At 69.6% G+C, this 12,948-nt stretch carries 14 protein-coding genes; all 14 read left to right on the top strand.

Annotated features, from left to right (window positions below; translation table 11 throughout):
- The 14 genes from BLR90_RS03060 to BLR90_RS03125 all read left to right on the top strand — a co-directional run bounded on the left by BLR90_RS03060 (window position 1) and on the right by BLR90_RS03125 (window position 12,912).
- On the top strand, window positions 1–840 hold the full coding sequence (locus BLR90_RS03060; protein ID WP_091022414.1) for an MlaE family ABC transporter permease: 840 nt from the start codon (window positions 1–3) through the stop codon (window positions 838–840).
- A 6-nt stretch (window positions 841–846) separates the two neighbouring features.
- The gene (locus tag BLR90_RS03065; protein ID WP_245715125.1) at window positions 847–2,202 is read left to right on the top strand and encodes an MCE family protein; all 1,356 of its coding nucleotides are present in this window, start codon (window positions 847–849) and stop codon (window positions 2,200–2,202) included.
- On the top strand, window positions 2,202–3,284 hold the full coding sequence (locus BLR90_RS03070; protein WP_091022416.1) for an MCE family protein: 1,083 nt from the start codon (window positions 2,202–2,204) through the stop codon (window positions 3,282–3,284). Before BLR90_RS03065 ends, BLR90_RS03070 begins: the two co-directional genes overlap by 1 nt.
- Window positions 3,281–4,264 (top strand): MCE family protein, encoded by a 984-nt coding sequence (locus BLR90_RS03075; RefSeq protein WP_091022418.1) that lies wholly within the window; start codon window positions 3,281–3,283, stop codon window positions 4,262–4,264. The genes BLR90_RS03070 and BLR90_RS03075 overlap by 4 nt, the downstream gene beginning before the upstream one ends.
- Before the next feature lie 4 nt (window positions 4,265–4,268).
- Window positions 4,269–5,465, top strand: coding sequence for an MCE family protein (locus BLR90_RS03080; RefSeq protein WP_091022419.1), 1,197 nt, complete (start codon window positions 4,269–4,271; stop codon window positions 5,463–5,465).
- Complete coding sequence (locus tag BLR90_RS03085) at window positions 5,465–6,826, top strand: MCE family protein (RefSeq protein WP_091022421.1); 1,362 nt, start codon at window positions 5,465–5,467, stop codon at window positions 6,824–6,826. Before BLR90_RS03080 ends, BLR90_RS03085 begins: the two co-directional genes overlap by 1 nt.
- A complete protein-coding gene (locus tag BLR90_RS03090) occupies window positions 6,826–8,094 on the top strand; it encodes an MlaD family protein (protein WP_091022423.1) in 1,269 nt (422 codons plus the stop codon). Before BLR90_RS03085 ends, BLR90_RS03090 begins: the two co-directional genes overlap by 1 nt.
- Window positions 8,091–8,606 (top strand): hypothetical protein, encoded by a 516-nt coding sequence (locus BLR90_RS03095; RefSeq protein WP_143016094.1) that lies wholly within the window; start codon window positions 8,091–8,093, stop codon window positions 8,604–8,606. The genes BLR90_RS03090 and BLR90_RS03095 overlap by 4 nt, the downstream gene beginning before the upstream one ends.
- Window positions 8,603–9,367, top strand: coding sequence for a hypothetical protein (locus BLR90_RS03100; RefSeq protein ID WP_091022427.1), 765 nt, complete (start codon window positions 8,603–8,605; stop codon window positions 9,365–9,367). The genes BLR90_RS03095 and BLR90_RS03100 overlap by 4 nt, the downstream gene beginning before the upstream one ends.
- A gap of 100 nt (window positions 9,368–9,467) precedes the next feature.
- Window positions 9,468–10,436: an NAD(P)/FAD-dependent oxidoreductase gene (locus tag BLR90_RS03105; RefSeq protein WP_091022429.1), complete on the top strand. Its 969-nt coding sequence runs from the start codon at window positions 9,468–9,470 to the stop codon at window positions 10,434–10,436.
- 48 nt (window positions 10,437–10,484) lie between these two features.
- Window positions 10,485–10,676 (top strand): ferredoxin, encoded by a 192-nt coding sequence (locus BLR90_RS03110; RefSeq protein ID WP_091022431.1) that lies wholly within the window; start codon window positions 10,485–10,487, stop codon window positions 10,674–10,676.
- A gap of 27 nt (window positions 10,677–10,703) precedes the next feature.
- On the top strand, window positions 10,704–11,609 hold the full coding sequence (locus BLR90_RS03115) for a 3-oxoacyl-ACP reductase (protein ID WP_091022433.1): 906 nt from the start codon (window positions 10,704–10,706) through the stop codon (window positions 11,607–11,609).
- A 35-nt stretch (window positions 11,610–11,644) separates the two neighbouring features.
- Window positions 11,645–12,400, top strand: coding sequence for a glucose 1-dehydrogenase (locus BLR90_RS03120; protein WP_091022435.1), 756 nt, complete (start codon window positions 11,645–11,647; stop codon window positions 12,398–12,400).
- A gap of 8 nt (window positions 12,401–12,408) precedes the next feature.
- Window positions 12,409–12,912 carry a pyridoxamine 5'-phosphate oxidase family protein gene (locus BLR90_RS03125; protein ID WP_091022437.1) on the top strand — a complete coding sequence of 168 codons (504 nt, stop codon included), beginning with the start codon at window positions 12,409–12,411 and terminating at the stop codon, window positions 12,910–12,912.
- Window positions 12,913–12,948: the final 36 nt, after the last annotated feature.

A 12,948-nucleotide genomic window follows, 5' to 3' on the forward strand; every position in this document is an offset into this window, starting at 1 on the left:
ATGGCGAGCATCGGATCCATCGCGGGAGCGGTCGTCGACGGACGCCGTAGGTCCTTGGAGGCCTACGGCGACCAGCTGATGTTCTACGTCAAGGCGCTCGCCTGGACGCCCCGCGCGATCAAGCGCTACCCGCGCGAGATCAAGAACACCCTCGCCGAGGTGGCCTTCGGTGCGGGCGGCCTGACCCTCATCGCCGGCACGGTCGGTGTCATCGCGTTCCTGGCGTTCTTCGCCGGCACCGAGGTCGGCATCCAGGGCTACGCGTCGCTCAGCCAGCTCGGGGTCGCGAAGTTCAGCGCGTTCATCTCGGCCTACTTCAACACCCGCGAGGTCGCGCCGCTGATCTCCTCGATCGCCTTGGCAGCGACCGTCGGCTGCGGCTACACCGCCCGGCTCGGTGCCATGCGCATCTCGGAGGAGATCGACGCCCTCGAGGTCATGGGCATCCCGTCGCTTCCGTTCCTGGTCACGACCCGGATGATCGCCGCGTTCATCGCGGTCATCCCGCTGTACGTCGTGGCGCTGAGCGCGTCCTACCTCTCGCCGCGGCTGATCACGGTCTACGTCTACGGGCAGTCGTCCGGCACCTACGACCACTACTTCCTACAGTTCCTGCCACCGATCGACATCCTGTGGTCGTTCTTCAAGCTGCTTTTCCTCGCGGCCGCGATCATCCTGATCCACTGCTACTACGGCTACACCGCCTCCGGCGGACCGGCCGGCGTGGGCATGGCGGTCGGCCGCGCGATCCGCACCAGCATCGTGTTCACGGTGGTCGCCGACTTCTTCCTCAGCTTCGCCATCTGGGGCTCCACCACCACTGTGCGGATCACGGGGTAGCCGGGCATGGGCATGTTGGTCAACATCCACCACGACAGTCCGGCGGAGCACCGCCGGTTGCTGGTCGCCGGCGTCGTCTTCATCGCCGTCATGTCCACGCTCGTGTGGTTCTCGATCGCGATCTACCAGAAGAAGTTCGACACGGTCACGACCGTCACGATCAAGGCCGACCGGGCCGGCCTCCAGCTGGCGAAGTTCGGTGACGTGCGGCTCAACGGAGCCCTGGTCGGCCAGGTCCGCAGCGTCGAGCAGGACGGCGAGGAGGCCTCGATCGAGGTCGCCCTCGAGCCCGCCGCCGCCAAGGAGATCCCGGACAACGTGCTGGTCGAGATCCTCCCGACCACGCTGTTCGGCCAGAAGTACATCGCGTTCGTCCGGCCCGACGCTCCGTCGTCGCAGAGCCTCGAGGACGGCGCGGAGATCCCCTCCGACCGGGTCGAGACCAACGTCGAGCTGAGCCGGATCCTGGCCAACCTCTTCCCCCTGCTGCGTGCGGTCAGCCCGGCCGACCTCAACATGACCCTCAACGCGCTCGCCACCGCCTTCGAGGGTCGCGGCGAGGAGCTCGGCGAGACCCTCGACCAGCTCGACGGCTACCTCACCGCCATCGAGGGCAGCCTGCCGACGCTGCGCCAGGACCTGATCACGCTCGCCGACGTCGCCGACACCTACGACCTGGCCGCCCCCGACCTGATCGGCGTGCTGCGCAACCTGACCGTGACCAGCCAGACCGTGCTCGACAACCGTAAGCAGCTCGACGTGTTCTTCACCGACGTCGCCGGCCTCGCGACCACCACCACCCGGATCCTGGCCGACAACGAGTCCGACATGATCCGTCTCGGCCAGGTCACCGAGCCGGTACTGCGGCTCCTCGACGTCTACTCGCCCGAGTTCCCCTGCCTGCTCCGGGGCGCGGCCCGCTACCGGCCGGTGCTCGCCAGCACCTTCGAGGGCAACCAGGTCAAGCAGTACATCGAGTTCGGCACCGCGCAGTACCGCGCCTACGACCAGCGCGACCTACCGGAGTACGGCGAGGTCGGCCACGGGCCGTGGTGCTCCGGGCTGCCGTTCCCGCCGGTGCCGATCGGGCCCAACTCCTTCAAGGACGGCACCGACATCGACGACAACCCGCCCTCGAGCGACTTCCCGGCGATCCCGCTCCCCGGCCTCTCCCGCGTCGAGGCGGACGCCGCAGCCCAGCGCGGCTTCGGTGCCGGCATGTCCAGCGGCTACGCCGGCAGCGAGGCCGAGCAGACCATCGTCAACGCGCTGCTGGCCGGCGAGTCCGGTGAGCCCGCCGACAGCTACGGCTCGCTCGGCTCGCTGCTCTACGGCCCGGTCGTCCAGGGAGGTGGCCGCTGATGTCGCGCAACTCCGTCACCATGGCCGCCGGCATCAAGCTCGGCATCTTCACGGTCATCTCGATCCTCGTGACCGGCCTGCTCGCCGCGATCATGGGCAACGTCGGCTTCGGGGCGGGCAAGGAGTACAAGGCGATCTTCAGCACCGCCTCCATGCTCCAGAAGGGCGACGACGTCCGAGTCGCCGGAGTCAGCGTCGGTGAGGTCAAGGACGTCGAGCACTACGACCGCAACAACGCGATCGTGACCTTCCGGGTCAAGGCCGACGTCCCGATGACCACTGCCTCGCGCGCCGAGATCCGCTTCCTCAACCTGGTGGGCGACCGCTACCTCGCCCTCGAGGAAGGCGCCTCCGCGCAGGCCGAGCCGCTCGACGACGGCGACACGCTGCCGATCGAGCAGACCAGCCCGGCCCTCGACCTGACCACCCTGTTCAACGGGTTCAAGCCGCTCTTCCAGGCGCTCCAGCCCGACCAGGTCAACGACTTGTCCCTCAACCTCATCCAGGTCCTGCAGGGCGAGGGCGGCACCGTCCGCGGCCTGCTCGAGCACACCGCGTCGCTGACCAACGCCCTCGCCGACCGCGACCAGCTGATCGGCGAGGTCATCACCAACCTGAGCAGCACCCTCTCGACCGTCGACAGCCGGCGCCGCCAGCTCTCCAGCCTCGTGGTCGAGCTCAAGGGCTGGATGGGCGACCTGGCCCGCGACCGCGGCACGATCGGGTCGTCCCTGAGCAACATCAGCGACCTGACCGTCGTACTCGCCGACCTGCTGCGCGAGAGCCGGCCGGTGCTCAAGGCCGACATCGCCGAGCTGCGCCAGCTCGCCGCGCTGCTCAACAAGAAGGCCAACCGCGACCAGATCGTCGAGCTGCTCGACCGGCTGCCGGAGTCGATGACCGACCAGACCCGGACCGGCACTTACGGCTCCTGGTACAGCTACTACATCTGCGGCTTCTCCGGCACGATCACGCTCCCCGAGATGGACATCCCGGGCATCCCCCCGGCGCTGCTCAACCAGCTGCTCGAGGGCCTCACCGACATCGAGTTCCACTCCTCCGCAGAGAGGTGCAACCGATGAGGCGCTACAGCGAGGCCCAGATCCTCCGCCTGGGCGCGATGGCGCTCGTCGTGATGCTCGTGATCATGGCGGCGGCCTTCAACCTCTCGAAGTTCCCCGGCTTCGGCGGCACCTCGTACGTCGCGGAGTTCAGCGACGCCAGCGGCATCCACCGCGGCAACATGGTCCAGGTCGGCGGCATGCGCGTCGGTCGTGTCCAGGACGTCAGCCTCGAGGACGGCCTGGTCGTCGTGAAGTTCGAGGTCGACAACGGCGTCGAGTTCGGCAACGAGAGCGAGGCGTCGATCGAGGTCCTCAACCTGCTCGGCGAGAAGTACCTCGAGCTCACGCCGGCCGGTGACGGACAGCTCTCCGAGGACACCCGGATCCCCGTCGAGCGCACCGAGTCGGCCTACGACATCGTGGGCGTCTTCGGTGACCTGACGACCACCACCGAGGAGATCGACAAGGACCAGCTCGTCGAGGCGCTCGGGGTCGTGTCCGACACCGTCGTCGCCGCGGCGCCCGAGATCGAGGCCAGCTTCGACGGGATCTCGCGGCTCTCGCGCACCGTCGCCTCGCGCGACGAGCAGATCCAGGGGCTGCTCGCGAGCTCCAAGAACGTCAGCGCCCTGCTGGCCGAGCGCAGCGAAGACATCGTCGACCTGATGAAGAGCAGCGACCTGGTCTTCCAGGAGGTGCAGCGACGCAAGCAGGCGATCCACCAGCTGCTCGTCAACGCGCGCAGCCTCGCCGTCGAGCTGCGCGGCGTCGCGACCGACAACCAGGCCCAGATCGGGCCCGCGCTGCGCGAGCTCGACGACCTGCTCACCCTGCTCAACGGCAAGGAGAAGCAGCTCAAGGCGACGCTCAAGGCGCTCGGCCCCTACGTCTCGATCCTGGGCAACATCATCGGCACCGGTCCCTGGTTCGACGCCTACGCCGTGAACCTGGCCGCGATCCCCACGGGCGAGTTCCTGCCCGGGTTCCCGGGGGAGTGACCACGTGATCAAACGAGTCAACACCAAGGTGGCCGCGCTGGTAGCGGTCGTGGCCGTCCTGCTCGCGTGGTTCCTCGTGCGCGGGGACGAGACGGAGACCCGCAGCGTCACGGCCCACTTCCCGCGCGCCGTCAGCGTCTACACCGGCACCGACGTGCGGATCCTCGGCGTCAACGTCGGCGAGGTCACCGCCGTCGTGCCCGAGGGCGAGTCGGTGCGTGTCGAGATCGAGTACGACGCCCAGTACGACGTACCCGCCGACGCCCAGGCCGTGATCGTGACCCCGACCCTGGTCGCCGACCGCTTCGTGCAGCTGACGCCGGTCTACACCAAGGGCGAGGTGATGGCCGACGGCGCCGACATCGCGTTGCCCGACACCGGGGTGCCCGTCGAGCTCGACCGGATCTACGCCGCCCTGCGCGACCTGACCCAGACGCTCGGCCCCAACGGCGTCAACGCCGACGGCACCCTCAACCACCTGCTCGAGGCCGGGGCTACGACGCTCGACGGTCAGGGGAAGCGCGCCAACCAGATGATCCGCGACCTGTCCGACGCGGCCGCGACCTTCGGCGCCGGCAGCGGCGACCTCTTCGACACCGTCACCGCGCTGGCCGAGTTCACCACCACCCTGGCCCAGAACGACAAGCTCGTGCGCGCCTTCATCCGCGACCTGGCCGGCGTCTCCGAGCAGCTCGCGGCCGAGCGCGGCGAGCTCCAGGCTGCCCTCGCGTCGGTCGCCGACGCGGTGGGCACCGTCGAGAAGTTCGTCCGCGGCAACCGCAAGGCGCTCGTCGAGGACGTCGAGCGGCTGACCAGCATCGTGCGCACGATCAACTCCGAGAAGGGCAACCTCGACGACGCCCTGCGGATCGCGCCGGTCGCCATCGGCAACCTGGTGCTGGCCTACAACTCCGAGTCCGGAACGATCGGCTCACGGATCGGTGTCAGCGGCAACGTGTGGGACGCCGACGGCTTCCTCTGCTCGGTCGTGCAGCAGTCCGAGCTGCCCGACATCAGCAAGAACCTCGCCTGCCAGATCTTCGAGACCCTCCTCGAGGAGATCACGAAGAACGTGCCCATGATCCCGCCCGGCCAGCGGGGCACCTCCGCCCGCACGCCCGCGGCACCCCCGGCCGACACGTCAGGCACGTCCGGCACGTCCGACCCGAGCCTGTCCTCACTGCTGGGAGGCACACCGTGATGCGCCGTCGCTGGGTCGGGCTCGCCGCCGTGTTCGCCGTGCTCACCTCCGGGCTCACCTCGGGCTGCGAGTTCGAGGGCGCCTACGACCTGCCGCTGCCCGGCTCGCCCGTCGACGAGGACCACTCCTACGAGGTGACCGCCGAGTTCGCCGACATCCTCAACATCGTGCCGCGCTCGCCGGTCATGGTCGACGACGTCACGGTCGGCGAGGTGATCGAGGTCGACCGGGTCGGCTGGCACGCCAAGGTCACGCTGCGCATCCGCGACGACGTCGTACTCCCCGACAACGCGATCGCCGACATCCGCCAGGTGAGCCTGCTCGGCGAGAAGTACGTCGCGCTCGAGCCGCCGTCCGAAGGGGCGTCCGAGGAGCGGCTCGACGACGGCGACAACCTGTCGCTCGAGGCCACCGGGCGCAACCCCGAGGTCGAAGAGGTCCTCGGGGCACTCTCGTTCCTGCTCAGCGGTGGTGGCGTGGCCCAGCTCGGCACGATCACCGAGGAGCTGAACAACGTGATGGGCGGGCGCACCGAGCGGATGCGCCACCTCCTCGGGTCGCTGGAGAGCGTGGTCGGCACCCTCGACGCGCAGAAGGACGACATCATCAGCGCGCTGGAGTCGCTCAACAGCCTCACGGCCACGCTCAACCGCGAGCGCGAGACCATCCAGGGCGCCCTCGACGTGGCCGGCCCGGCGATCGCGGTGCTCGCCGACCAGCACGACGAGCTGGTCGCGATGCTGCGCTCGCTCGACCGCCTCGGCGTTGTCGGCACCCGCGTGATCACCGCCAGCAAGGACGACATCATCGCCTCGCTCCGCCACCTGCAGCCCGTGGTCAACCGGCTCCGCGCCGCCGGCGACAAGCTGGCCCCGGGCCTCAACCTGCTGGTCAGCTTCCCGTTCCCGCAGGAGGCCTCGGAGATCGTGCTCGGCGACTACGCCAACACCTCGATCAAGGCCGACTTCAACTTCTCCAACTTCTTCTCCGCCGGCGGCGGTGGACCACTGCCCGACCTGCCGGACCTGCCGCTGCCCGGGCTGCCGCCCGAGCTCCTCAACCAGGTGCTCGACTGCATCGCCAGCGGCAACCTCGGGAGCAAGAAGTGCGCCAAGGTGCTCGCCAACCTCAACCTGCTCGCCAAGCTGGTCGAGGTCTGCGAGCGCCCGCGCTACGAGGACCGGCCGGTGTGCGTCGCCCTCGCCCTGCTCCAGGCCGGCGAGATCGAGCTCCCCGACCTGCCCGGCCTGCCGCTGCCCGAGCTCGAGCTTCCCGGCCTGGCCCGGCTCGGCCAGTCGTTGACCTCGACCGGACCCAGCGACCGACCCTCGACCGCGGCACTCCTCGGAGGTGACGGCTGATGACCCGTGGTGGCATCAAGGCCAGACTCGTGGCGTTCGCCGTGCTGAGCGCGGTCGGCATCGTCTACATCGCCGCGACCTACCTCGGTCTCGTCGACCGGGCGCTGGGGCGCGGTCTCACCGTCGAGGCGACCCTGCCCACCTCGGGCGGACTGTTCGAGGGCAGCGAGGTGACCTACCGCGGCGTCAAGATCGGCAAGGTGTCGCGGATGACCGCCACCGAGAAGGGCGTCACCGTCCAGCTCAAGCTCGAGGACGGCACCAAGCTCCCCGTGGACTCGCCCATGTACGTGCACAACCTGTCGGCGGTCGGGGAGCAGTACCTCGACTTCGAGCCCCCCGACGACGACGGCCCCTACGCCGAGAACGGCACCACCCTGGAGGGCTCCGTGGAGTCGCTCCCGGTCGACGAGGCCGACCTGCTCGTCGAGCTGGACGCCTTCGTCAACTCCGTCGACAAGGAGAACCTCCAGGTCCTGATCCGCGAGCTCGGTGACATGTTCGAGGGGACCGGCAAGTCGCTGGAGGTGCTGCTCGACAGCGGTGGCCAGTTCGTCGACGAGGCGTCGGCCAACACCGACGCCACCATCCGGCTTCTGGAGACCGGGCTCACCGTGCTGCGCACCCAGCGTGACGAGGGCGAGAACATCAAGGCGTTCTCCCGCGACCTGCGGCTGCTGACCGATGCGCTGCGCGAGTCCGACCCCGACCTGCGCGCCACCCTCCAGGGCACCCCGGGTGCCGCGCGCGAGGTGCAGGCGCTCCTCGAGGACCTCGAGCCGACGCTTCCGGTGCTCCTCGGCAACGCGGTCAGCGTCAACCAGGTCGTGGTGTCGCACCTGGCCGGCCTCGAGCAGCTGCTGGTGACGTTCCCGCGCACGATCGCGGGTGGCTTCACCGGCACCGACCCCAACGGCTACGGCCACGTCAGCCTCCAGTTCGACAGCACACCACCGTGCACCGAGGGTTACAAGCCGCCCAGCCAGTGGCGTCAGCCCAACGACCTCACCGACGCGCCGATCTACCCGGCGGAGTGCAAGAGCGGGCCGCCGTACGTCATGCGTGGCCCCAAGTACGTCCCCGGCGCACGCAAGACGGCCTCGCCGCCGCGCGCGTACGGTGGCTCCTACGACCCGGTCTCGGGCCTGGTCTACGGTGCGGTTGACCGCAACGGTGGGCCCGTCCGCTTCGTCGACCCGGGCGACCTGTCCATCCTGGGAGACGACGCGTGGAAATGGCTGCTGATGGGACCGGTGTCCGGCCGGTGACCCCCGCGTCCCCGGCTCCACGGCGTCACGTCGTGCTCTACCTCTTCGCGCTCGTGCTCGCGTGCGTCTGCGTCGCCGGCGGCGTCGCCGCCTACCGCACCTACGACAACCGCGAGGCCACGTTGGTCGAGCAGGAGCGGTACGGCGACGTGGTCGCCGCCGCCTCCCAGGAGGCGCTGGCCCTGGTCAACATCGACTACCGCGACCTCGAGACCACCTACGACACGGTCCGGGCCGGCGCGACCGGTCAGTTCCTCAAGGAGTACACCGACTCGTGGGACGAACAGGTCGACCTCTTCAAGCAGAGCAAGTCGGTCTCCACCGGCGAGATCCGGGCGGCCGCGGTGTCCACGATCGATGACGACAGCGCGACGGTGATGGTCGTCGTCGAGGGCACCGCCCAGAACACCGCCACCGGCAACGAGCCGCAGCAGCGGCGCTACCGCTGGCGTCTCGACGTCGTCAACGTCGACGGCGACTGGCTGACCAGCAAGTTGGAGTTCGTCGGATGAGCACCTCAGGGACCGGCCCCCGCCAGCCGCGACGACCCAAGATCGGGGCGCGCACGCCCACCGCGCGCCCGCGCAAGGTGGCCGGCCGCCCGGCCGGCGCCGACCCGGAGCCGACCGAGGTCGACGAGCCGGTCCAGCCCGTCGAGCCGGCCCAGGTCGACCAGGTCGACCAGGTGGACGATGTCGACGACGAGCCGGCCGAGGAGCACGAGCACCACCTGCAGGAGTGGCCCAACGAGGCGCCGCCGACCGTCGACCACCCCCGCCGCCGGACCGCGATCCTGGTGGCGGTGGTCGTGCTGCTGGCGGGGCTCGCCGCCGCCGAAGGCTGGTACCTCTGGGGGAGCGACGACCCCGTGGTCTCGACGCAGCGACCCGTCGTCATCGGCCAGGTGAGCGTGGCCTCGGCGGTCGACGTCGCGGCCAAGTCGGCGGCCAACGTCACCGCGTGGTCCTACGAGACCTATGACGAGGACGTCGAGGCCGACGCCGCGCTGCTGACCGACGAGTTCGCGAAGGAGTTCCGCGACACGAAGGAAGCCTCCCGCGAGAAGGTGCTCAGCCAGAAGCTCGCGGTCACCGCCGAGGTCGCGATGCAGGGCGTCGTACGCGCGTCCGCCGAGCAGGTCGTCGCGCTGGTCTACCTCGACCAGAGCGCCACCAAGGCCGGAGCGGAGCTCGAGGTGCGGCAGTACACGATCCTGGTGACCGTGCTCCGGACCGACTCTGGATGGCTCATCTCCAAGATGGAGCCTTTCTGATAGCGTGCGCTCGAACTAGAACACGTTCCAGTAATTGTCCCGGCCGTCCTCGCGGGGCGTGTCGGTTGAGACCGGGTGTCGAGCAGGGGAGGATCGCGACGTGACCATCGTCGAGACCGACCTCCTGATCATCGGCGCCGGCCCCACGGGCCTCTTCGCCGCCTACTACGCCGGCTTCCGCGGTCACCGGGTCGCCGTGGTCGACTCGCTGCCCGAGCTGGGCGGCCAGATCACTGCGATGTACCCGGAGAAGCAGATCCTCGACGTGGCGGGCTTCCCGAGCGTCAAGGGCCGCGACCTCGTCGAGGGGCTGGTCGTCCAAGCCGCCACCGCCGACCCGAACTACCTGCTCGACCGGACCGCCGTGACGCTGGCCGAGGACGCCGACGGGGTCACCGTCGGCCTCGACGACGGGACCGACGTGCGCGCCGGGGCGGTCATCATCACCGCTGGCATCGGGAAGTTCAGCCCGCGCCCGCTGCCCGCCCAGGGTGACTGGCTCGGCCGCGGCCTGGAGTTCTTCGTGCCCAGCTTCGCGCCCTACACCGACAAGGACGTCGTCATCGTCGGTGGCGGCGACAGCGCGTTCGACTGGGCCGTCCACCTCGAGCCGATGGCCCGCTCCGTGACACTGGTCCACCGCCGCGACGCGTTCCGGGCGCACGAGCGCACCGTCCAGCAGGTGCGTGACTCGTCGGTGCGGATCATCACCAAGGCCGAGGTCAGCGCGATCAACGGCGGCAGCACCGTCGAATCCGTCGACGTGACCGTCGACGGCGAGACCACGACGTGCCCCGCGCAGGCCGTGGTCGCCGCGCTCGGCTTCATCGCCGACCTAGGCCCGCTCCAGCACTGGGGCATCGACGTGCACAAGCGGCACGTGGTGGTCGACCCCTCGATGCGCACCAACCTCGCGCGCGTGTTCGCGGCCGGTGACATCACCGACTACCCCGGCAAGGTGCGCCTGATCGCCGTCGGCTTCGGCGAGGCCGCCACGGCGGTCAACAACGCGACCGTTGCCATCGACCCCACGGCCAAGGTCTTCCCTGGCCACTCGTCCGAGGCCTGACCCGAGGTCCAGAAGATCGCCCGCGAAGAAAGCACAGAAGGAGGCACCATGAAGATCAAGGTCGACTTCGACCTCTGCGAGTCCAACGCGCTGTGCGAGGCGATGGCCCCCGAGGTGTTCGAGCTGGACGACGACGACTTCCTCCAGCTCAAGACCGACGAGACGACCGACGAGAACATCGAGAACGTCAAGCGCGCCGTGGCTGCCTGCCCGCGTGCGGCGATCTCGCTCGTCGAGTGACCACCGCCCTTCCGAAATAGGAGTTCCATGTCTGCGAACGACCTGTCCCTGGACGGCCGTGTCGCCGTCGTCACCGGAGCCGGCGCCGGGCTCGGCCGCGCCGAGGCCCTGGCCCTGGCCGACGCCGGCGCCCGGATCGTGCTCAACGACCTGCCCGGCGCGGCCGACGAGGCCGCCGAGGAGATCCGCTCGCGCGGCGCCGAGGTCACGGTCGTCCAGGGCGACGTGGGGGAGCGGTCGACCGCCGACGCCATGCTGGCGGCCGCGGTCGACGGGTTCGGCTCGCTCGACATCGTCGTCAACAACGCGGGGATGACCCGCGACCGGATGCTCTTCAACATGAGCGACGACGAGTGGGACGCGGTGATCCGGGTCCACCTGCGCGGACACTTCCTGCTCTCGCGCAACGCCGCGTCGTACTGGCGGGAGAAGTCGAAGGCCGCCGACGCACCGATCTACGGGCGCGTCATCAACACCGCCTCCGAGGCGTTCCTCGGCGGCTCGCCCGGCCAGGCCAACTACGCCGCCGCCAAGGCCGGCATCACCGCGCTCACGCTGTCGACCGCGCGTGGGCTCGGCAAGGTCGGCGTGCGCGCCAACGCGATCTGCCCGCGGGCCCGCACCGCTATGACCGCCCAGGTCTTCGGCGAGGACCAGTCCGGGCTCGAGATCGACCCCTACTCACCCGAGCACGTCGCCCCGCTCGTGGCCTACCTCGCGTCGCCGGCCGCCGAGACCATCACCGGCCAGGTCTTCGTCGTCTACGGCGGGATGGTGGCGCTGGTCGCCGCGCCCGTCGTCGAGCAGCGCTTCGACAAGGCCGGCGCCACCTGGACGCTGGACGACCTCGACCAGCAGCTCGGCGGCTTCTTCGACGGCCGCGACCCGGCCCAGGGCTTCGCGGCCGACTCGGTCATGCAGCTCACCATCTAGTCCGCCACTCCCGCTCACTCACCAGGAGAACCAGCATGGGTCGTCTCGACGGCAAGGTCGCGATCGTCACCGGCGGCGCGCAGGGCCAGGGCGCCGGTATCGTCCGGTCGTTCTTGGCCGAGGGCGCGAAGGTCGTCATCGCCGACATCGCCAAGGAGGAGGGCCAGGCCCTGGCCGACGAGCTCGGAGCGAACACCCACTTCATGGCGCATGACGTCAGCGACGAGGCGTCGTGGACCGCGCTGGTCGAGGACACCAACACCCGCTTCGGCCCGGTCAACGTGCTCGCCAACAACGCCGGCATCCTCCGCTTCGGCGACATCGAGCGCATGGGCACTGATGAGGTCGAGCTGCTCTGGCGGATCAACCAGCTCGGCTGCTTCCTCGGCATGCAGGCGGTCACCCGCACCATGCGCAAGAACGGCGGCGGCTCGATCATCAACGCCTCGTCGGTCGAGGGGCTGGCCGGCATGGCCGGCTGCACGGCGTACGCCGCCACGAAGTGGGCGATCCGGGGCATGACCAAGTGCGCGGCGATGGAGCTCGGCCCCAAGGGGATCCGGGTCAACTCCGTTCACCCCGGCATGATCGACACCCCGATGACCCGAGTGCACGGCGGCGACGCTGCCATGGAGTACGGCGCCTCGCGGGTGCCGCTGCGCCGGGTCGGGTACCCCGAGGACGTCGCGCCGCTCTACGTCTTCCTGGCCTCCGACGAGTCCGGCTACATCAACGGTGCCGAGATCGCGATCGACGGCGGCGTCACCTCGACCCACGCGTTCGGCGGCTGAGCGCCGACATGGCAGGCAACCAGCGCGCACAGATCGTGATGTCGCCCGACGAGGTCGACAGCTTCCTCACCCAGCGGCGCAACGCCACCATCGCGACCCTCGGCCCCCAGGGCCGTCCGCACCTCGTCGCCATGTGGTACGCCTACCTCGACGGCCACGTGTGGATCGAGACCAAGGTGAAGTCGCAGAAGGTCGTCAACCTGCGCCGCGACCCGACGATGTCGTTCCTCGTCGAGCACGGCAACACCTACGACCAGCTCCGCGGCGTGGCGCTGGAGGGCACCGGCACCGTCATCGAGGACACCGCCGTCGTGTGGGACGTGTGCGTCAACGTCTTCGAGCGCTACAACGCGCCGTACACCGAGGAGCTGCGTCCCTTCGTCGAGCTGATGGCCCGCAACCGGGTCGTCGTCCGCCTCGACGTCGCCCGCACCCGCTCGTGGGACCACCGCAAGCTCGGCATGGACCCCATGGAACTCGGTGGCTCCACCGCCGCCTTCCTGGACCAGTAGCCGGCGCCCGTCACGTACGCTCGCGGTCTTCTAGCC

The organism is Nocardioides szechwanensis (genome assembly GCF_900103935.1).
Lineage (GTDB): Bacteria > Actinomycetota > Actinomycetes > Propionibacteriales > Nocardioidaceae > Nocardioides > Nocardioides szechwanensis.